General features: G+C 53.1%; 19 protein-coding genes and 1 pseudogene. 11 read left to right on the top strand and 9 right to left on the bottom strand.

Features of this window, described 5'->3' with window-relative positions:
- The first annotated feature begins 3 nt into the window (after positions 1-3).
- Positions 4-1,377 (top strand): ATP-dependent RNA helicase DbpA, encoded by a 1,374-nt coding sequence (gene dbpA, locus ACTJJI_RS22075; protein ID WP_046887802.1) that lies wholly within the window; start codon positions 4-6, stop codon positions 1,375-1,377.
- A 46-nt stretch (positions 1,378-1,423) separates the two neighbouring features.
- On the opposite strand, the gene ttcA is transcribed toward dbpA, so the two are convergent.
- The 3 genes and pseudogenes from ttcA to ACTJJI_RS22060 form a co-directional block, all read right to left on the bottom strand.
- Entirely contained in the window at positions 1,424-2,359 is a 936-nt protein-coding gene (ttcA, locus tag ACTJJI_RS22070; protein WP_013096454.1) for a tRNA 2-thiocytidine(32) synthetase TtcA, read from the bottom strand.
- 49 nt (positions 2,360-2,408) lie between these two features.
- Positions 2,409-2,643 (bottom strand): annotated as a pseudogene (locus ACTJJI_RS22065) (site-specific integrase); the annotation flags it as partial.
- A gap of 93 nt (positions 2,644-2,736) precedes the next feature.
- Positions 2,737-2,955 carry a YgdI/YgdR family lipoprotein gene (locus ACTJJI_RS22060; RefSeq protein ID WP_032618552.1) on the bottom strand — a complete coding sequence of 73 codons (219 nt, stop codon included), beginning with the start codon at positions 2,953-2,955 and terminating at the stop codon, positions 2,737-2,739.
- A 1,030-nt stretch (positions 2,956-3,985) separates the two neighbouring features.
- On the opposite strand from ACTJJI_RS22060, the gene ACTJJI_RS22055 reads away from it, so the two are divergent.
- From ACTJJI_RS22055 to ACTJJI_RS22035, 5 genes are all read left to right on the top strand, one after another.
- A complete protein-coding gene (locus ACTJJI_RS22055; protein ID WP_014832096.1) occupies positions 3,986-4,327 on the top strand; it encodes a DUF1294 domain-containing protein in 342 nt (113 codons plus the stop codon).
- A gap of 101 nt (positions 4,328-4,428) precedes the next feature.
- On the top strand, positions 4,429-4,878 hold the full coding sequence (locus tag ACTJJI_RS22050) for a hypothetical protein (protein WP_050860548.1): 450 nt from the start codon (positions 4,429-4,431) through the stop codon (positions 4,876-4,878).
- Positions 4,879-4,917: 39 nt separating this feature from the next.
- Positions 4,918-5,115: a hypothetical protein gene (locus tag ACTJJI_RS22045; RefSeq protein WP_014832094.1), complete on the top strand. Its 198-nt coding sequence runs from the start codon at positions 4,918-4,920 to the stop codon at positions 5,113-5,115.
- 3 nt (positions 5,116-5,118) lie between these two features.
- Positions 5,119-5,544 (top strand): GFA family protein, encoded by a 426-nt coding sequence (locus ACTJJI_RS22040; RefSeq protein ID WP_440655549.1) that lies wholly within the window; start codon positions 5,119-5,121, stop codon positions 5,542-5,544.
- A 65-nt stretch (positions 5,545-5,609) separates the two neighbouring features.
- Positions 5,610-5,687 (top strand): hypothetical protein, encoded by a 78-nt coding sequence (locus ACTJJI_RS22035; protein ID WP_223232805.1) that lies wholly within the window; start codon positions 5,610-5,612, stop codon positions 5,685-5,687.
- A gap of 334 nt (positions 5,688-6,021) precedes the next feature.
- On the opposite strand, the gene ompC is transcribed toward ACTJJI_RS22035, so the two are convergent.
- Together ompC and nifJ are read right to left on the bottom strand one after the other, a co-directional pair.
- The gene (gene ompC, locus ACTJJI_RS22030; RefSeq protein ID WP_050860546.1) at positions 6,022-7,131 is read right to left on the bottom strand and encodes a porin OmpC; all 1,110 of its coding nucleotides are present in this window, start codon (positions 7,129-7,131) and stop codon (positions 6,022-6,024) included.
- Between the two features lie 378 nt (positions 7,132-7,509).
- Entirely contained in the window at positions 7,510-11,034 is a 3,525-nt protein-coding gene (gene nifJ / locus ACTJJI_RS22025; protein WP_440655548.1) for a pyruvate:ferredoxin (flavodoxin) oxidoreductase, read from the bottom strand.
- 272 nt (positions 11,035-11,306) lie between these two features.
- Here nifJ and ACTJJI_RS22020 point away from each other — a divergent pair, with 272 nt between their 5' ends.
- Entirely contained in the window at positions 11,307-11,573 is a 267-nt protein-coding gene (locus tag ACTJJI_RS22020) for a putative hemolysin (RefSeq protein ID WP_014832089.1), read from the top strand.
- On the opposite strand, the gene hslJ is transcribed toward ACTJJI_RS22020, so the two are convergent.
- From hslJ to ACTJJI_RS22000, 4 genes are all read right to left on the bottom strand, one after another.
- The gene (gene hslJ / locus ACTJJI_RS22015) at positions 11,574-12,011 is read right to left on the bottom strand and encodes a heat shock protein HslJ (RefSeq protein WP_046887807.1); all 438 of its coding nucleotides are present in this window, start codon (positions 12,009-12,011) and stop codon (positions 11,574-11,576) included.
- Between the two features lie 127 nt (positions 12,012-12,138).
- Complete coding sequence (locus ACTJJI_RS22010; protein ID WP_013096467.1) at positions 12,139-12,267, bottom strand: DUF2474 domain-containing protein; 129 nt, start codon at positions 12,265-12,267, stop codon at positions 12,139-12,141.
- Entirely contained in the window at positions 12,267-13,277 is a 1,011-nt protein-coding gene (gene cydB, locus ACTJJI_RS22005) for a cytochrome d ubiquinol oxidase subunit II (RefSeq protein ID WP_014832087.1), read from the bottom strand. The genes ACTJJI_RS22010 and cydB overlap by 1 nt, the downstream gene beginning before the upstream one ends.
- Complete coding sequence (locus ACTJJI_RS22000) at positions 13,277-14,677, bottom strand: cytochrome ubiquinol oxidase subunit I (protein ID WP_014832086.1); 1,401 nt, start codon at positions 14,675-14,677, stop codon at positions 13,277-13,279. Before ACTJJI_RS22000 ends, cydB begins: the two co-directional genes overlap by 1 nt.
- Before the next feature lie 393 nt (positions 14,678-15,070).
- On the opposite strand from ACTJJI_RS22000, the gene ymcF reads away from it, so the two are divergent.
- The 4 genes from ymcF (at position 15,071) to ACTJJI_RS21980 (ending at position 19,201) form a co-directional block, all read left to right on the top strand.
- The gene (gene ymcF / locus ACTJJI_RS21995; RefSeq protein WP_046887809.1) at positions 15,071-15,259 is read left to right on the top strand and encodes a cold shock small protein YmcF; all 189 of its coding nucleotides are present in this window, start codon (positions 15,071-15,073) and stop codon (positions 15,257-15,259) included.
- A gap of 82 nt (positions 15,260-15,341) precedes the next feature.
- Complete coding sequence (locus ACTJJI_RS21990; protein WP_163281210.1) at positions 15,342-16,751, top strand: aminotransferase-like domain-containing protein; 1,410 nt, start codon at positions 15,342-15,344, stop codon at positions 16,749-16,751.
- Positions 16,752-17,024: 273 nt separating this feature from the next.
- Positions 17,025-18,170, top strand: a complete 1,146-nt coding sequence (ydcS, locus tag ACTJJI_RS21985; protein ID WP_163281209.1) for a putative ABC transporter substrate-binding protein YdcS — start codon at positions 17,025-17,027, stop codon at positions 18,168-18,170.
- A gap of 17 nt (positions 18,171-18,187) precedes the next feature.
- Positions 18,188-19,201 (top strand): ABC transporter ATP-binding protein, encoded by a 1,014-nt coding sequence (locus ACTJJI_RS21980; RefSeq protein WP_440655547.1) that lies wholly within the window; start codon positions 18,188-18,190, stop codon positions 19,199-19,201.

The following is a 19,201-nucleotide window of genomic DNA, read 5'->3' as shown; positions in this document are numbered from 1 at the left end:
ATTGTGACCGCTTTTTCTACCCTGAATGTTCTGCCTGCCGCCCAACTCGATAACCTCAACGAGTTGGGATACCTCACGATGACGCCTGTTCAGGCGGCCGCATTACCCGCCATTCTTGAGGGGCGCGATGTTCGCGTACAGGCAAAAACCGGCAGTGGGAAAACGGCAGCGTTCGGTCTTGGGCTGTTACAGCATATTGATGCCACTCTGTTCCAGACCCAGTCTCTGGTTCTGTGCCCGACCCGCGAACTGGCCGACCAGGTCGCGGGTGAGTTGCGTCGTCTGGCGCGCTTCCTGCCCAACACCAAGATCTTAACCCTCTGCGGCGGACAGCCGTTCGGGGCGCAGCGTGATTCGCTCCAGCATGCGCCTCATATTATTGTCGCGACACCTGGCCGTCTGCTGGATCATCTGCAAAAAGGCACCGTTTCACTGGATGCCCTGCAAACGCTGGTGATGGATGAAGCGGACCGTATGCTGGATATGGGCTTCAGCGACGCGATCGACGAGGTGATCCGCTTCGCACCGGAAGATCGTCAGACATTGTTATTTTCTGCGACCTGGCCTGAGGCCATCGCTGCGATCAGCGGTCGTGTACAAAAAAATCCGCTCACGATTGAAATCGACAGCGTGGATGCGCTGCCTGCCATCGAGCAGCAGTTCTTTGAAACCTCGCAGCAGGGCAAAATCCCGCTTCTGCAGAAATTGCTGAGCCAGCACCAGCCCGCCTCCTGCGTGGTGTTTTGTAACACCAAAAAAGATTGCCAGGCAGTGTGTGATGCCCTGAATGCCGCCGGGCAAAGCGCGCTGTCATTGCATGGCGATCTGGAACAGCGCGATCGTGACCAGACGCTGGTTCGCTTCGCCAACGGCAGCGCCCGTGTACTGGTCGCGACCGATGTCGCCGCACGTGGGCTGGACATTAAATCGCTGGAGCTGGTTGTTAACTACGAGCTGGCCTGGGATCCAGAAGTACACGTTCACCGCATTGGGCGTACTGCACGCGCGGGAAACAGCGGGCTTGCCATTAGCTTCTGCGCGCCGGAAGAGGCGCAGCGCGCCAATATCTTGTCTGAAGTGCTGCAGATAAAGCTTAACTGGGTGAACACCCCGGGGAACGTTCGCGTTGTGCCACTCGAAGCCGAAATGGCGACGCTGTGTATTGATGGCGGCAAAAAAGCCAAGATGCGCCCGGGTGACGTGCTAGGCGCGCTGACAGGGGACATGGGGCTGGATGGCGCCGATATCGGCAAGATTACCGTTCATCCGGCACATGTCTATGTGGCCATCCGCCAGGCGGTTGCGCATAAGGCCTGGAAGCAGCTGCAAAACGGTAAAATTAAAGGCAAAACCTGCCGGGTCAGATTGCTGAAATAAGCGGCAGAAAAAACGCGTCTCAGACGGACTCTGAGACGCGACAGGATTATTTCACTTCAAGTACGTTCAGGCGCAGCTCGTCAAACTGATTATCATCCTCTTCCGGCTGCCAGCCCGCAGGCTGCATGGGGATCTCTTCCCGATCAAACGCCAGATCGCCGCCATTCACCACCTCTGAATCATGGTTGATGCCTTTGAAGTCGAACAGCTCAACATCCGCAAGGTGTGAAGGCACCACGTTCTGCATGGCGCTGAACATGGTTTCGATGCGTCCTGGATAACGTTTATCCCAGTCACGCAGCATGTCACCAATGACCTGGCGCTGCAGGTTTGGCTGTGAGCCACACAGGTTGCATGGGATAATCGGGAAAGCTTTCGCCTGGGAGAAGCGTTCAATGTCCTTCTCGCGGCAATAGGCGAGAGGGCGGATGACAATGTGTTTGCCGTCATCGCTCATCAGCTTAGGCGGCATGCCTTTCATCTTCCCGCCGTAGAACATGTTCAGGAACAGCGTTTGCAGGATATCGTCGCGGTGATGACCGAGCGCAATTTTTGTCGCACCCAGCTCTGTCGCAGTACGGTACAGAATGCCACGGCGCAGACGAGAGCAGAGAGAGCAGGTGGTTTTGCCCTCCGGGATCTTCTCTTTTACGATACCGTAGGTATTTTCTTCGACGATTTTGTACTCAACGCCCAGTTTATCGAGATATTCCGGCAGAATATGCTCAGGGAAACCCGGCTGTTTCTGGTCAAGGTTTACGGCTACCAGGGAGAATTTCACCGGCGCGCTCTGCTGAAGATTACGCAGGATCTCCAGCATGGTGTAGCTGTCTTTCCCCCCTGACAGGCAAACCATGATCCGGTCGCCTTCTTCAATCATATTGAAGTCTGCAATGGCTTCGCCCACATTACGGCGCAGCCGCTTCTGCAGCTTGTTCAGGTTGTATTGTTCTTTCTTTGTATTTGATTGATTGTCTTGCATTTATTGCTACCTTCGGAGCCAGCAGGGGCAAAAGTTTTCAGCGTGCCGGCTAATCGTTAAGCATCAGCACCTGTTCGCCATTCATTTTCCACGCATTCTATGCCGCAACTGTCTGGCTATGAAAGATGGGTTAACGCCGGCAGTCAATGCCAGCGGGCAAAAGTATGTCGCGTATGGTACGGATTCCGGCGGCGAATACCAGCACGTTTTACAGCGATGAAGGATCTTGTGCCGACTTGCGGTAAAGCGTAATCGGCTTTCTGTTCGCCATCAGCGAGACGTGGTCGTTAAAACAGATAACATAAGGCGGGTAAGGGCAGGCAAGCTCCGCTCAGTACAATGGCGGAGCCAGTAAAACGGAAGGACAGATCAGGCGGTTACTTCTCTACAATCTCTTTCACATCCGATTGATGAATCTGATGAATGCTGCCATCTGCATCTTTGTATGAAATTAAACCGGTGTCTTTATCTCGCTCTGGTTTTCCATGTGTGGTCATCATATGTCCATCTTTGGTCGATATGACATAATCACTTGAGCACCCTGTTATTGCTAACGCGACACCTAATGCCAAAAATGCAAAAATACCACCCTTCATATTAACCTCTAATTAACTTTATAGTTACAATCGTTTTAATACAACATTATTTAACAACAGTGAATTGCAACGCTTCATCAACGAAAGGGGATTTCCATTTTATGCATAAAAGAGGCAATAAACGGCCACAGTGTATCCGTATATGTGGCGTTTAATCTTGTGCTTCTATTTGAAACCCGTCTGTTTTATAGATGTAATACTTTATGGCTATTTCACGTTGCTCTTCATTCGCATTAGTATTGATTTAACGTGTATCGCTGCTTATTATCTTGCGTTTCAGCGTATGGGAATTTGAAGCTCGCATGCGACTTTACTGACGTGCTGGCGGCCCGGATTAGACAATCACTGGCGAACGGATCCCTTAAGATGATATCCCACAGGAAGGGTTGAAAGTGTTTAAGTTAAGTTCTTTTGGTTTTATGATTTTATTGTGCTCAGGGTGTAGTTCTGATGTGGTTATCACTCCGCCGGAAAAACCGGTCTATAAGCCAATGCCTGATATAACGCAATCTGTAACACCGTCTCAGCAACGGGCGATCATGGCTGGTGAACGTCCCGACTGGACAGACAGAGCACCGGTCACCACGACCAGGCGTTATTAATTCCTGCCCATGTGATGCTGACATGGAATTTTAGCGTGGCCTGCACGAATGGCCACTTTAATTGCGCTGTGTTGAGCGTTTATTCATCTTCATACTATTAAGCTGTTTTCCCCGAACAAAGCAGGAGGGAAACGGTGATCGCTATTTTAAAAGCATGTCTTTTAGTTGGGTGCTTCCTGGCAGGTTGTGTCTTGTATCTTCATCTTTTTACGTCAATGAAAGAAGTATGTATTAAAGATACGGCAGGAGAAGTGTTTCACGTGCGCAAGGTTGAAAATGCTGCAGATTGTCAGACTTTTAACTGGAGCACGTATATACAGTGTGGCTATTTCTAATTGTACATAGTAAAAACAATCTACACCTGATTCATGCGAAAGATAACGTATAATGCCTTCTCGAAATACGTTTATGATCCTGAGGCAGGCGCTATGACATTGAATCAATTTTGTTTTTTTATACTGATCTGTGCTGCGTTCTGCAGTCTGTTGTCCGCCTGGCCCGTAGCCATATGGTTCCTGCTCATCAACGTGCTGACAATGGTTATTTACGGCGCCGATAAAATGGCAGCACGAAAAGGAATGCGCAGGATACCGGAAGTGACCTTACTGGTCTTCGGCATTGTGGGCGGATGGCCTGGCGCCATTATGGGCCAACAGATTTTTCGCCATAAAACGCAAAAGCAGCCGTTCAAAACCTGGTTTTTACTGACTGTCGTCGTGAGCATCGTAGCCACGGTAGCGCTGTATCATTTTGGTTTTATTGTTCGCTAGTGAGCATCATCACTGCCAATAGTAGTAGGCCAAATCCTGGTGGGTTGCTGTTTTTTGTCCATTCTGAATAATACGTGCAACAACAAGGACGACAGCATCTCATGAAAATAAAATTCATTACGCTGGCAGCGCTGATGTTTTATTCATCGCCTGGCTGGTCGACGTTTCAGGAACGGGAATATAATACCTGGTATATAAAAAATGCCGTTCTTTATGACATGACGCAGACGTCGGAAGGTTTTCCGGTAATGGTGAGCGTATCTCAGCCCGGGAAAAAATCCGCTAATCTGGTGGTTTCCTATATCACAGAAGGGCAATGCGGAGAAAATACGCTGCCGCTTAATGTGAATGGTAAAGTGCTGCCCGCCAGATATTACTGTGTTCAGGTTGGGTCGAACAGAATTGAACATTTTTCAGTGGTCGATGCAAACAGCGTCAATGCCCTGGTGACGCATCTGAATTCAGATTTCACCCTTCTGCTGCAAAACGATATCAAGATTTGGGCCGCAAATATCAAATCGCCGAAATACGGTCTGACACCGCGTTTTTAAAATCCTGCTACGCTTGTTTGTGGTATCAGGAGCATGAACATGAAGAACAAAGATGAACAAACCGGGTTAGTTGGGCTGGCGATTGGTGCCGCGGTTATTGGGCTGGTTTCAGCGCAGAAACCGATCGATCGCAACAGTATTGTCGATGAATTGCTGAGGCTCGGCAGGCAAAAGGGTGACGGCGTGGAGGATGAGGTGTTCGTCAAGGCCGCTGAGCTGGTGAAAAAAGGGGTTTAAAAGATGGCTGATATTCGTCATGCACGGTGCCATTGTGGCGCAGTGGCATTCACCGTTACGTTGACCGATGGGTTAAATACCGCCCGGCGCTGCAGCTGTTCTTTTTGTCGGATCAGAGGGGCGGTTGTGGTCTCTGCGCCGTTAACCGGTATTACCGTCACCAAAGGCGAGGATAAGCTTACGGAGTACCGCTTTAACACCGGTACGGCCCGGCATTTCTTCTGTTCGGTCTGCGGGATTTATACCTTCCATCAGCGGCGTTCCAATCCCAATGAATATGGCGTGAATGTTGCCTGTTTTGAAAATGTCTCCCCGTTCGATTTTCCCGAGGTGACGGTGATGGATGGGGTCAATCATCCTGCAGATGGTGACAGCGGCGTCTTTGGCTATCTCTCTTTTCGCAAACGCACGTCAACGGAAGCGTCCTAGCCGCCTGGCCACATTGTGATAACGCTGGCTATAGTGGGAAGTGGGTATCGTAAAGAGGAGACATTATGCTTAGTGTTGAAAAAGACGACCCGCGTGAGGCGCCTGAATCTGGGGATAAAAAGCCTCAGCCCGTGAAAAAATAATGTTCACGAAGGGTACTATGGCCACCGGCACTGCTGGTGGCTTTTTGTTTCAGATGCTCACTCTTAATGCCTGTCGAGGTGATTTAACAACGTGCCGAGATGCCCAACAATATCGCGGAAATCGAAAATTAACGCCATCCACAAACATGCTAAAAGCGCCAGTAGGGCAAGGGATACACGACCAAACAACACAGTTATCCTTAATGAGGAGAGGGATATCTGCGCAGTCTAACCCGCATTCTTTCAACTTATCCTCAACAATCTCGCGATAGCGTGCTGATGTGCGACTAACATCAAAAAAAGTGAGCCCGCATGATGCTACGGGCTCAGACCATCAGAACTGGTAAACCAGGCCTAATGCGACGACATCGTCGGTACCAATACCGTTGTTTTTGTAGAAGCTGTCATCTTCATCCAGCAGGTTGATTTTATAATCCACATAGGTGGACATATTTTTGTTGAAGTAATAGGTGGCCCCAACGTCAGCATATTTAACCAGATCCTGATCGCCCTGACCGTTACCCAGGTCTTTACCTTTCGACTGCAGGTAGGAAATTGCCGGACGCAGACCAAAATCGAACTGGTATTGTGCGGTAACTTCAAAGTTCTGAGTTTTATTCGCCACGGCGCTTTCATTGTCGCCGTAAGGGGTCATATTGCGGGTTTCAGAATACATGGCCGCCAGATAGATATTGTTGGCGTCATATTTCAGACCCGCGGTCCAAGCATCCGCTTTATCCCCGCCCGCCGTGGTATTTTTCACCTGATCGTTGGTACGGTCAGAAGAGGTATAGGCCGCCCCCGCCGAAATTCCCATACCGAAATCATAGGTGGTAGAAATACCGAAGCCGTCACCGTTCTCATGACGCGTGTCGCGACCATTATTTGTCCCTTCCTGGTTATTGCTGGCATCTTCGTTATTACCCTGATACTGCAGAGCAAAGTTCAGACCCGGCACCAGACCATAGAAATCGGTGTTGCGGTAGGTTGCTACGCCATTGGCACGGCCGGTCATAAAGTTATCGGCATAGGTGTAAGAGTCGCCGCCGAACTCCGGCAGCATATCGGTCCATCCTTCCACGTCGTACAGGACACCATAGTTACGGCCGTAGTCAAAGGAACCGTAGTCACCCACTTTTACACCGGCAAAGGCCAGACGTGTCCAGGACTGGTTATCAGACCCTTCAGTGTTATTTGCCTGAATGTTGTATTCCCACTGTGCGTAGCCGGTCATCATATCGTTGATCTGGGTTTCGCCCTTGAACCCCAAACGCATATAGGTTTGATCGCCGTCTTTAGACGTGTCATCAGAGAAGTAGTGCAAACCATCTACTTTTCCGTACAGATCTAATTTATTGCCATCCTTATTATAAATCTCTGCTGCATGCGCAGCGCCAGCCATTAACAGAGCCGGAATCATCAGGGCCAGTACTTTTCTTTGCATTATGATATTCCTTTGCGGTTGTTTTTATTTAATTACCTGTTGAACTTTCCGTTGCGGAAAGTTGTCACATGCTAGATCACTCCACGGAAAGAGTAATAAATCATAATTGTTACTAAGTGAGTAAAATCTAAAGGAGATCGTTCCATGGAAATGTTAATTTGTCTGGTGAATGTTTTAACGGAAAATATAATAAATTAAAATTATTAATCACGCTGTAAATCAGGTAGTGTCTGCGTCGTTATATGCCTTTAAGATTATTATCCATAATTCTCGTGAATGTCATTTATTCATTTAAAGGGATTATCTGGACTGGCCCGGTGTTAAAATGCCGGGCTTTTTTTATGGCAAAAAAATGCCCGGACAAGCCGGGCAAGGGAATTATTCGCTGGCGGTTTTTTCCGCTTTCCCGGCCATTTGCGCCAGGAAGTCATACCGTTTTTGCAGATCGGCGGCCGCATCCTTCCACAGTTGCTCAGCCACCTCTGGCTGTTGCGCATTGAGGCGACGGAAGCGCTGCTCCTGCAGCAGTGTCTCAGCCAGGGCATCTGACGGTGGCCGTGAATCGAGCGCCAGCGGCAGTTTACCTTCCTCTGCCCGGCGCGGGTCAAAGCGATACAGCGGCCAGAAGCCCGTCGCGGTCAACTGTCGCATCTGGTCGTGGCTGAGCGCCAGATCGTAACCATGCTCTTCGCAAGGGCTGTAGGCGATGATAAGCGATGGTCCCGGATAAGCTTCCGCCTCCTGAATCGCTTTCACCGTCTGGTTAAGCTGCGCGCCGAGTGAGATTTGCGCAACGTACACGTGGCCATACATCATCATGCTGACACCGAGGTCTTTACGCGCCTTGCGTTTGCCGTGTTCACCAAATTTCGTTACGGCCCCGAGCGGCGTGGCTTTTGACGCCTGTCCGCCGGTATTGGAATAACACTGGGTATCCAGCACCAGGATGTTCACGTTCTCGGTCAGGCTCAACACATGATCCAGCCCGCCAAAGCCAATGTCGTATGCCCAGCCATCGCCGCCAATCAGCCAGATTGATTTCTCAACCAGCGCATCAGCGTCAGTCACCAGTTGCTCTGCACCGTCAACGCCCTGAAGGGCGTTGCGAAGCGCCGTAACCTGCTCGCGACGCACCTCTGGCGTGGCTTCAGCGTGCAGCGCAGCGTTCAGTTCGGCAGGGATATTATCGGCAAACTGGTCCAGCAGGCGCATCACGCGCGCGCGGTGCTGATCCACCGTTAAGCGGAATCCAAGACCAAATTCGGCGTTATCCTCAAACAGCGAGTTTGCCCATGCCGGACCGCGGCCGTTGGCATCGGTGGTATAAGGTGTGGACGGCAGGTTACCGCCATAGATAGACGAACAGCCGGTCGCGTTGGCGATCAGCATCCGGTCACCGTACAGCTGCGTCAGCAGTTTAATGTACGGTGTTTCACCGCAGCCGGAGCAGGCGCCGGAGTATTCGAACAGCGGGGTGATCAGCTGTGAAGTACGGATATCAATACGTTCCAGCTTGCTACGGTCGATTTCCGGCAGGTTCAGGAAGAAGTCATAATTCACTTTCTCTTCTTCCACGTGTTCCAGGCGCGACATCATATTGATGGCTTTGATATCCGGATTCTGCCGGTCTTTGGCCGGGCAGACCTCGACGCAGAGATTACAGCCGGTGCAATCTTCCGGTGCGACCTGCAGAACGTATTTCTGTCCGCGCATATCGCGGGATTTCACATCCAGCGAGTGCAGGCTGGCCGGGGCCGATTCCATGGCGTCAGGGGAAACAACTTTGGCACGGATGGCTGAGTGTGGGCAGGCTGCAACACAGTGATTGCACTGGGTACACAGCTCTTCCTTCCAGATGGGGATCTCTTCGGCGATATTGCGTTTTTCCCAGCGGGTGGTGCCCATCGGCCAGGTGCCATCCGGCGGCAGGGCGGAGACGGGAAGGGCATCGCCCAGCCCCGCCAGCATGGCCGCCGTTACGGTTTTAACAAAATCTGGAGCCGCATCCGAAACCACCGGAGGACGGTTCGGGCTGCTGGCATTCACCGGCTGGAGTGGCACTTCAAACAGAGACTCGCGCGCCAGCGCCAGTGCCTGCCAGTTGCGTTCAACCAACTCCTGACCTTTGCTGCTGTAGCTTTTGGCGATCGCACCCTGCAGTTCCATGAAGGCGCTGTCGCCCGGCAGAATATTAGTCAGGTGGAAGAACGCCATCTGCATGACGGTGTTAATGCGCGCGGCAAGACCACATTCGCGGGCGATTTTCGCCGCGTTAATGACAAATAGCCGCGCTTTTTTCTGATTAAGCACCGCCTGCACTTCCTGCGGCAGGCGCGCCCAGACCTCATCCGCACTGTACGGTGTGTTGAGCAGGAAAATACCGCCGGGTTTGAGACGTTCGGCCATCTGGTATTTATCGATAAACTGCAGCTGGTGACAGCCGACAAAATCAGCCTGTGAAATAAGATACGCGGAGCGGATAGGGTGTTCGCTGACGCGCAGATGGGACACGGTCAGTCCGCCGGCTTTCTTTGAGTCATAGACGAAGTAGCCCTGCGCATACCACGGTGTGGAGTTCCCGATGATTTTGATGTTGTTCTTGGTTGCCGAAACGCTGCCGTCACTGCCCAGACCGTAGAACAGCGCTTCGAGTTTCGCGCCGGAGGGCAGGGTGTTTTCCGGCAAGGCCAGTGAGAGATTGGTGACATCATCATAAATACCGACCGTAAAGCGAGGCTTCGGTTTGGTTTCACTCAGCTCATTGAACACTGCCAGCACGCAATCCGGACCGAACTCTTTGGACGACAAACCATAACGTCCGCCAATAACACGCGGCAGCGTTTCGCGTTCGCCGTTATTGAAGGCTTCCGCCAGCACGGTCATGACGTCCAGATACAGCGGTTCTGCGTGTGCGCCTGGCTCTTTGGTACGATCGAGTACGGCTACGCTACGTGCGCTCTCCGGCAGCGCAGAGAGCAGATGTTGCGCAGAGAACGGGCGGTAGAGGCGAACTTTCAACACCCCAACTTTCTCGCCGCGCGTCAGCAGTTCATCCACGACTTCTTCACAGGTGCCAATGGCTGAACCCATCAGCACAATCACGCGTTCCGCCTGTGGATGGCCGTAGTATTCAAATGGTTTATATTCACGCCCGGTAGCGGCGGCGAAATCGTTCATCGCCTGTTCCACATGGTCGTACACTGCGTTGTACCACGGGTTCGTCGCTTCGCGGGACTGGAAGTAAGTATCCGGGTTTGCCGATGTCCCGCGGATCACCGGATGTTCCGGGTTGAGTGCGCGGGCACGATGGGCATCGATGTCCGCCTGCGGCAGAAGCGAGAGAAGGGTGTCGTCTGCCAGCGGCACGATTTTGTTGATTTCGTGAGAGGTGCGGAAACCGTCGAAGAAGTGAATAAACGGCACGCGGCTTTTCAGCGTCGCGATATGGGAAATTAACGCGAAATCCTGGGCCTCCTGAACGCTGCTGGCGCACAGCATGGCGCAGCCGGTCTGACGCACGGCCATCACGTCGGAGTGATCGCCAAAAATGGAGAGCGCGTGGGTAGCAACGGTTCGTGCCGCGACGTGCAGGACAAACGGCGTAAGTTGACCGGCCAGTTTGTACAGCGTCGGAATCATCAGCAGCAATCCCTGCGAGGAGGTGAACGACGTGGAAAGCGCTCCCGTCTGCAGCGCACCATGCACCGCAGCAATCGCACCCGCTTCGGACTGCATTTCGACGACTCTCGGGACATCGCCCCAGACATTTTTTAACCCGTTTCCTGCCCAGGCATCTGCCTGTTCGGCCATCGTAGAGCTCGGCGTAATCGGGTAGATGGCGATAACTTCGCTGGTGCGAAACGCGACTGACGCGACTGCACCATTACCGTCAATAGTTTGCATAGGACAACACCCTTACATTGCGCAAAAAAAAGAGGGGTCCGTAAACCTGGTCAGACCCTGAATATTATTCCCTTATTTTAGCAAAGGTCGGATTTTGCGATTTTCGCATTAGTGTCCTCGGTATTCTCACCATCAATGAGTAGATCAAACTTTCGGTGAAAAAATTGCGAGAAATTGTTTCAGCAGCGCATAAATACGCACTTCCGCTCTCGACGACACGGGATGTGATGCCTATTATGCATAGGTTTCGCATTATTAATGGGGGAGAGAGCATGCGTTCAGCGTTTTGGGTAGGGTGTGCCGCGTTATTGTTATCGGCCTGTAGCAACGAACCTGTCCAGCAGGCAACGGCAGCACACGTGACGCCGGGAATGAAAGCCGCGATGTCCAGTTCAGGACAAGCTAACTGCGCGATGATTGGTGGCTCACTGTCGGTTGCCCGCCAGCTCGATGGCTCTGCGATTGGGATGTGCGCCTTGCCAAATGGCAAACGCTGCAGTGAACAGTCGCTTGCCGTAGGATCCTGCGGTAACTACTGATTATTCAGCACGTTTAAACATCAGCGTTTTGTCGGCTGTCGCCAGCGTTAACTGGTCTTCAGTCAGGTCGACCTGCGCCCCTTTGCGCAGCATGTCGCCGATGGCCTGATCCAGTTCGTTCAACTGCGGCTCGGTACAGAGTTTGCGCGTCATGGCCAGCCCTTTAACCTTAAGTTCCCCTTCGGACAATTTCCCCTGTCCGTTGAAACGGTTACACATCACGCCGGAAATGCTGATGTTATTAACCAGGCTGATATCAGGCAGCGCGCTAAACGCGATCTCAGGTTGCGTTGCTGTGGCCTTCACGGCTTTCCCGTCCACATTTTCCAGCACAAAGCGGTGGTTCTTAAGCTGCTCCGGCTGAACGGACGCTTTACCCGGATTAACGCAGCCGGTGAGGACAAGACTGATAACACTTAACGCAATGAGTTTTTTCATTTTTCTTCTCGAACTATAAATACCGTGAATCATTTACCAGTGTAACGATACGCTGGCGAGCGTTAATGGGGTTTATCTGAAAGTGCGGGAAGGAGACCGGGCAACACAGTGGTTGCCCGGGAAAAGATCAGTGAGATTTAAAACCGGCGGCCGTCATCAGCATGCGGAAGAACATACTGACAGCCGCCAGCGCCAGTACGCTGCCGCCCCAGATAATGGCCAGCCACAGCAATCGTTTCCAGACAGGCTGTTGCATCAGTGATAACCCTCCCCATGCTGTACTTTTCCGCGAAATACGTAGTAACTCCAGAAGGTGTAGACCAGAATAACGGGAATGATCAACAACGCACCTACCAGCATAAAGCCCTGACTTTGTGTCGGCGCGGCCGCCTGCCACAGGGTGATCGACGGTGGGATAATATGCGGCCAGATGCTGATCCCAAGCCCGCTAAAGCCGAGAAAAATAAGCCCCAGCGTCAGGATAAACGGCCGATTATGGCTTTGCAGATTATTCAGGCAGCGCCACTGATACAGGCTTAGCAGAACGACCAGAGCCGGGACAGGCAACAGGTAAAACAGATTTGGCAGCGTAAACCAGCGCGCGGCGATAGCCGGTTGAGCCAGTGGCGTCCAGAGACTGATTGCCGCGATAAACGCCAGCAGCACGATTAACAACGTTTTTGAAACCTCGCGCATCCGCTGTTGCAGGGCATTTTCACTTTTCATCACCAGCCAGGTGGCGCCCAGCAGCGCATAGGCCACGACCAGACCCGCGCCGCAGAACAGGTTAAACGCGGTAAACCAGTCAAAGGGACCGCCGGTATAGGCTCGCCCGGTAACGGTAAAACCGTTTATGACGGCACCTACCGTCACGCCCTGGGTAAACGTCGCCAGAAGTGAACCGCCAATAAAGGCCTTATCCCAGAACGGACGGTGTGCTGGCGTTGCTTTAAAACGAAACTCAAACGCCACGCCTCGAAAAATAAGACCGATCAGCATTAATGTCAGCGGAATGGTGAGGGCATCGATAATCACCGCGTAGGCCAGCGGAAAGGCACCGAAGAGGGCCGCGCCACCCAGCACCAGCCAGGTTTCGTTCCCGTCCCAGACCGGCGCGACGCTGTTGACCATCACATCGCGATCGTCCGGGTTTTGTGTTGCCGGGAATAAAATACCGATCCCCAGATCAAAACCGTCCATCACGATATACATCAGCGTCGCGAAGACGATGATGACAAACCAGATAATGGAAAGATCGATACCCATTATGGTTGCTCCTTATTGACTGTGGTAACTGCCGACAGCGGGCGTGCCGGACGTCCATCGGCCTCGGTGGCGAACGATTCGTGAGGCTGAGGCCCTTTTTTAATCAGGCGCACCATATAGCTGTAACCGACGCCGAAGACGGAGGTGTAAACGACGAAGAAAGCCAGCAAACTGACGCTCATATGCAGATCGCCATGAGCGGAAACCGCATCCCGGGTGCGTTGAAGCCCATAGACCACCCACGGCTGGCGGCCCACTTCGGTGGTCACCCACCCGGCCAGAATGGCGATCAGCCCTGAAGGCCCCATCAGCAGGGCGAACCACAGGAAGGGGCGCGAGGCGTAAACACGCTTTTTATAGCGCAACCAGAGCGCCACCACGCCAAGCAGCAGCATCAGCATGCCTAAGCCCGCCATGATGCGGAATGACCAGAAGACAATGGTGGAATTTGGACGATCTTCCTTCGGGAACTCCTTGAGCGCAGGAACCTGTTTTTCCAGACTGTGCGTCAGGATAAGGCTGCCGAGAGCGGGGATCTCGAGCCCAAAGCGGGTACGCTCCTGTTCCATATCCGGCCAGCCAAACAGCAGCAGTGGGGTAGGTTCCCCCGGTGGGTTCTCCCAGTGTCCCTCAATGGCGGCGATTTTGGCAGGCTGATGCTTTAACGTATTCAGCCCGTGCATATCACCGACCATTGCCTGGATGGGCGCCACAATCAGGGTCATCCACAGCGCCATGGAGAACATGGCGCGAATCGCGGGCGTATTGTTCCCGCGCAGCAGATGCCATGCCGCTGACGCGCCAACAAACAGGGCGCTACTGAGGAAGGCGGCTATCGACATATGCAGCAGCCGGTAAGGGAAGGAGGGGTTAAAGACCACGGCAAACCAGTCTACCGGGACGACCTGCCCGTTGACGATCTCGTAGCCCTGTGGGGTCTGCATCCAGCTGTTGGAAGAGAGGATCCAGAAGGTAGAGATAATCGTCCCCAGCGCCACCATACAGGTGGCGAAGAAGTGCAGACCAGGTCCAACTTTATTCCAGCCGAACAGCATCACGCCGAGGAATCCGGCTTCGAGGAAGAAGGCGGTCAGCACTTCATAGGTCAGAAGCGGGCCGGTAATGCTGCCCGCAAACTGCGAAAATCCGCTCCAGTTGGTACCAAACTGATACGCCATCACCAGCCCGGAGACCACGCCCATGCCAAAGTTAACGGCAAAAATCTTGGACCAGAAGTGGTACAGCGAGCGCCAGACCGGATTTTTTGTTTTCAGCCACAGCCCTTCAAGCACAGCAAGATAGCTTGCCAGGCCGATAGTGATTGCCGGGAAAATAATGTGGAAGGATACGGTAAAAGCAAACTGTATCCGTGCAAGATGAAAAGCATCTAAACCAAACATGCACAGCCTCAATGTCAAACGGTGTGCTGTTATGGTACAGAGGCGCAATTCAGACTATCAGACGCAGAAAAGCGAAATTTAACCATAACAGTTGGCTAAAAACGCACGCTTTAGCCATCTGATATACCTCGTCTTTCAGGCATAAGAATATTCTTTTTATGAATTTTACGCATTAAACCGCTTGCTTTGTCGTCAGCACCGTGCGTTAATGGTCTTCTGGTTTTGAGTCCAAATAAATATCTGACGTAGTTTTATAAAGCAGTTCTCATCACGTTGTGCCTCTCCGCAGCCTCTCTTGGGTCTTTATCTACTTTCCGATTAGTTTTGTTTCAAACCATTATCGCCTGATCGGCTCATGAGTAATTTACGTTTTTACGTTTACAGGAGAATCCTATGACTTCTTATATCCATTTTCGCTGCCCATGCTGTCATGGCTCGCAGTACCGTACTTCAGCCTTTGATGTGTCTGAGAAAAATCCTTTCGGCGCAAAATGCATCTTTTGCAAATCGCCAATGATTACGCTCGACCATCTGGCCGCGGCTCGTTTCGCACAAAATCATGTGACCGAGTACCGTAAGTAATTAATTCCGCAAACCATAACAGTTAGCAAAATCTTCTCTTTTTCTCCTGCTGATATACACTGTCGGTAATAAGGAGAATCTGATGAAAAAATACCAGCGTCTGGCGCAACAAATTATCTCGCAGATTGAGCTTGGCGTATGGTTGCCGGGCGATAAGCTGCCTTCTCTGCGAGAGCAGGTGGCGAGCAGCGGCATGAGTTTTATGACCGTGGGCCACGCGTATCAGATGCTGGAAAGCCAGGGGCGCATTGTCGCCAGACCGCAGTCGGGCTATTACGTTGCCTCGCGCCCGACCGCACAGCAGCCAGCGCCACCTGCACAGGTCATGCGCGACGAAGCGGTGGACATCAACACCTATATCTTCGACGTTCTGCAGGCCAGCCGCGATCCGTCAGTTGTTCCTTTCGCTTCTGCCTTTCCCGACCCGCGTCTTTTCCCGCTTCAGCAGCTCAACCGCTCGCTGGCGAACGTCAGCAAAACCGCGACGGCGATGAGCGTGATTGAGAACCTGCCGCCGGGTAACGTCGATTTGCGCCACGCCATTGCCCGCCGCTATGCACAGCAGGGGATGAACATCTCACCGGAGGAGATCGTGATCACCGCAGGCGCGCTCGAAGCGTTGAATCTGAGTCTGCAGGCAGTAACCGAGCCGGGGGACTGGGTGATCGTTGAAAACCCCTGTTTCTACGGCGCGCTGCAGGCGCTGGAACGCCTGAAACTGAAGGCCCTGTCGATTGCGACGGACGTGCGCGAGGGAATCGATCTTAATGCGCTTGAACAGGCGCTAAGTGACTACCCGGTAAAAGCCTGCTGGATAATGACCAACAGTCAAAATCCGCTTGGCTTTACGCTCAGTGCGGAAAAAAAAGCGCAGCTCGTCGCGCTGTTGACGAAGCACAACGTCACGCTGATTGAAGATGATGTCTACAGCGAGCTCTATTTTGGGCGTGAAAAGCCGCTCCCGGCGAAAGCATGGGATCGTCAGGACATGACACTGCACTGCTCCTCGTTTTCGAAATGTCTGGTGGCCGGTTTTCGCATCGGCTGGGTAGCGGCGGGTAAACATGCGCGGCGCATTCAGCAGTTACAGCTGATGAGCACGCTCTCTACCAGCTCACCGATGCAGCTGGCGCTGGTAGATTACCTGGCGACCAAACGCTACGACGCCCATCTTCGCCGCCTGCGGCGCACGCTGGCCGAGCGTAAACAGCAGGCGTGGCAGTCACTTTTGCGCCATATGCCGCCGGGCGTTAAAATCCATCATAACGACAGCGGCTACTTTTTGTGGCTGGAACTTCCGGCACAGCTGGATGCAGGACTGTTAAGCGAACAAGCGTTACGCCACCACATCAGTATTGCCCCAGGCAAGATGTTTTCCACCTCGGATGTCTGGACACCTTTTTTCCGTTTTAATACCTCCTGGGCGTGGGGAGAGCGCGAAGAGCAGGCCGTTATTCAGTTAGGAATATTAATCAGCAGCATGTTGAAATAACGATTCCGGCCTCTCGCTAAATAATCATTGCTTATCTTTTTGCCGCCGCGGCGACCATTTTGCCGCGTCGCATCATACGAAATCTGCATACCACCTCTCACGCCTAACCCCTTGTCTATAATCCAGTTAACGGGGAATGCGCCCTCGGTCACACCTTGATGAAATTTCCTTAAGCCGCACGGTGCGGGGCATTTGCGCGGTCTACGTTTAATGAGGGAGATATTTTTACGGCACGGCTGCCGCTAAATTTTCATTGCGACTGGAGTAATGTTTATGAGCAAAAAATTTGCCCGCAGCAGCCTGTGTGCGCTTGGTATGGCCGTAATGACCGCGCAAGCCGCCGAGCCACCGAAAGCGATTGGCGACGGAGAAGGTCGGCTGGATATTATTGCCTGGCCGGGTTACATCGAGCGGGGACAAACGGATAAAAACTATGACTGGGTGACCCAGTTTGAAAAAGAGACTGGCTGTGCGGTAAACGTCAAAACCGCCGCCACGTCGGACGAGATGGTGAGCCTGATGGCGAAAGGCGGGTATGACCTGGTCACCGCGTCCGGAGATGCGTCGCTCCGTCTGATTATGGGCAAACGCGTTCAGCCGATTAACCCGGAACTCATCCCCAACTGGAAAACCCTCGACCCGCGCCTCGTTAAAGGTGAGTGGTTTAACGTGGGCGGCAACGTCTACGGCACGCCGTATCAGTGGGGGCCAAACCTGCTGATGTACAACACCAAAACCTTCCCGACACCGCCGGACAGCTGGAGCGTGGTCTTTGTAAAACAGGACTTACCGGACGGTAAAACCAACCAGGGCCGCGTGCAGGCCTATGACGGTCCGATTTACATTGCCGATGCGGCGCTGTTTGTGAAGGCTATTCAACCCCAGTTGGGTATTAACGACCCCTACCAGCTGACGGAAGAACAGTACGCTGCGGTTCTGAAAGTGCTACGCGATCAGCACGCCCTGATCCACCGCTACTGGCATGATACCACCGTACAGATGAGCGACTTTAAGAATGAAGGCGTGGTGGCGTCCAGCGCCTGGCCATATCAGGCGAATGCCCTGAAAGCCGAGAACCAGCCGATCGCGACCGTCTTCCCGAAAGAGGGCGTAACGGGCTGGGCAGACACCACTATGCTTCACGCTCAGGCAAAACACCCGATGTGTGCTTACAAATGGATGAACTGGTCGCTGACGCCAAAAGTGCAGGGCGATCTGGCGGCGTGGTTTGGCTCTCTGCCGGTGGTGGCGCAAGGGTGTAAGGCCAGTACGCTGCTGGGTGAGAAAGGCTGTGAAACCAACGGTTACGACGCCTTTGACAAAATCAAGTTCTGGAAAACCCCGATTGCCGAAGGCGGCAAATATGTGCCATACAGCCGCTGGACGCAGGATTACATCGCCATCATGGGTGGCCGTTAATCATCCGGGAGCAGAGCATGACGTACGCGGTTGAGTTTAATGACGTTTCCCGTCTGTACGGCGACGTACGGGCGGTGGATGGGGTGAGCATTGCCATTCGTGACGGGGAGTTTTTCTCCATGCTGGGGCCGTCGGGCTCCGGCAAAACCACCTGCCTGCGGCTGATCGCCGGTTTTGAACAACTCTCCGGCGGGGCGATCACAATCTTCGGTAAAGAAGCGAGTGAGCTTCCCCCATGGGAGCGAGACGTCAATACCGTGTTCCAGGATTACGCACTGTTTCCGCATATGTCGATTCTCGATAACGTCGCTTACGGGCTGATGGTCAAAGGCATCGACAAGAAAAAACGCCATGCACTGGCGCAGGAGGCGCTGGAAAAAGTCGGGCTGAGCTTTGCCATTGCACGCAAGCCGTCGCAGCTTTCTGGCGGCCAGCGTCAGCGTGTTGCCATTGCGCGTGCGCTGGTCAATGAACCCCGCGTGCTGTTGCTGGATGAACCGCTGGGCGCGCTCGATCTAAAGCTGCGCGAACAGATGCAGGTCGAGCTGAAAAAACTTCAACAGGCACTCGGGATCACCTTTATTTTTGTGACTCACGATCAGGGGGAAGCCCTGTCAATGTCCGACCGGGTCGCCGATTTCAACAACGGACGCATTGAGCAGGTGGATACCCCGCGTGAGCTATACATGCGCCCGCGTACGCCATTCGTGGCCAGTTTTGTCGGCACCTCGAACGTTTTCGATCCGGCACTGGCGCAAAAAGTGTGCGGCATGGAGGGCGCTTATTCGCTACGACCGGAACATATCCGGCTCAATGAGAGCGGTGAGGTTCAGGTTGAAGGCGTGGTGCAGGCTGTCCAGTATCAGGGGGCGGCAACGCGCCTGGAGCTGAAACTTGCCGGCGGGGCAAAACTGCTGGTGAGCCAGGCCAATCTCAGCGCGGCCACACTGCAAACCGGCGTTGAGCCGGGGCAGGCGGTGCTGGCGTCATGGTCGCGCGACGCCATGATCCGCCTGCATGAGGAAGGGTGA

Source organism: Enterobacter sp. 22466 (assembly GCF_052044775.1).
In the GTDB taxonomy this organism is placed as follows: Bacteria; Pseudomonadota; Gammaproteobacteria; order Enterobacterales; family Enterobacteriaceae; genus Enterobacter; species Enterobacter dissolvens.
Note: the sequence above shows the minus strand (reverse complement) of the source record. Positions and strands in the feature narration are given on the sequence as shown.

What these genes read in the sequence shown, in the direction of transcription:
- ACTJJI_RS22020 (WP_014832089.1), top strand. Translation starts at nt 11,307, where the DNA reads ATGCGTTCAGCGTTTTGGGTAGGGTGTGCCGCGTTATTGTTATCGGCC.
- ACTJJI_RS22000 (WP_014832086.1), bottom strand. Translation starts at nt 14,677, where the DNA reads ATGTTTGGTTTAGATGCTTTTCATCTTGCACGGATACAGTTTGCTTTT.
- ACTJJI_RS22045 (WP_014832094.1), top strand. Translation starts at nt 4,918, where the DNA reads ATGAAGAACAAAGATGAACAAACCGGGTTAGTTGGGCTGGCGATTGGT.
- ACTJJI_RS22060 (WP_032618552.1), bottom strand. Translation starts at nt 2,955, where the DNA reads ATGAAGGGTGGTATTTTTGCATTTTTGGCATTAGGTGTCGCGTTAGCA.
- ACTJJI_RS22050 (WP_050860548.1), top strand. Translation starts at nt 4,429, where the DNA reads ATGAAAATAAAATTCATTACGCTGGCAGCGCTGATGTTTTATTCATCG.
- ACTJJI_RS22035 (WP_223232805.1), top strand. Translation starts at nt 5,610, where the DNA reads ATGCTTAGTGTTGAAAAAGACGACCCGCGTGAGGCGCCTGAATCTGGG.
- hslJ (WP_046887807.1), bottom strand. Translation starts at nt 12,011, where the DNA reads ATGAAAAAACTCATTGCGTTAAGTGTTATCAGTCTTGTCCTCACCGGC.
- ACTJJI_RS22055 (WP_014832096.1), top strand. Translation starts at nt 3,986, where the DNA reads ATGACATTGAATCAATTTTGTTTTTTTATACTGATCTGTGCTGCGTTC.
- cydB (WP_014832087.1), bottom strand. Translation starts at nt 13,277, where the DNA reads ATGGGTATCGATCTTTCCATTATCTGGTTTGTCATCATCGTCTTCGCG.
- ACTJJI_RS22010 (WP_013096467.1), bottom strand. Translation starts at nt 12,267, where the DNA reads ATGCAACAGCCTGTCTGGAAACGATTGCTGTGGCTGGCCATTATCTGG.
- ydcS (WP_163281209.1), top strand. Translation starts at nt 17,025, where the DNA reads ATGAGCAAAAAATTTGCCCGCAGCAGCCTGTGTGCGCTTGGTATGGCC.
- ACTJJI_RS21990 (WP_163281210.1), top strand. Translation starts at nt 15,342, where the DNA reads ATGAAAAAATACCAGCGTCTGGCGCAACAAATTATCTCGCAGATTGAG.
- ompC (WP_050860546.1), bottom strand. Translation starts at nt 7,131, where the DNA reads ATGCAAAGAAAAGTACTGGCCCTGATGATTCCGGCTCTGTTAATGGCT.
- ACTJJI_RS22040 (WP_440655549.1), top strand. Translation starts at nt 5,119, where the DNA reads ATGGCTGATATTCGTCATGCACGGTGCCATTGTGGCGCAGTGGCATTC.
- nifJ (WP_440655548.1), bottom strand. Translation starts at nt 11,034, where the DNA reads ATGCAAACTATTGACGGTAATGGTGCAGTCGCGTCAGTCGCGTTTCGC.
- ACTJJI_RS21980 (WP_440655547.1), top strand. Translation starts at nt 18,188, where the DNA reads ATGACGTACGCGGTTGAGTTTAATGACGTTTCCCGTCTGTACGGCGAC.
- ttcA (WP_013096454.1), bottom strand. Translation starts at nt 2,359, where the DNA reads ATGCAAGACAATCAATCAAATACAAAGAAAGAACAATACAACCTGAAC.
- ymcF (WP_046887809.1), top strand. Translation starts at nt 15,071, where the DNA reads ATGACTTCTTATATCCATTTTCGCTGCCCATGCTGTCATGGCTCGCAG.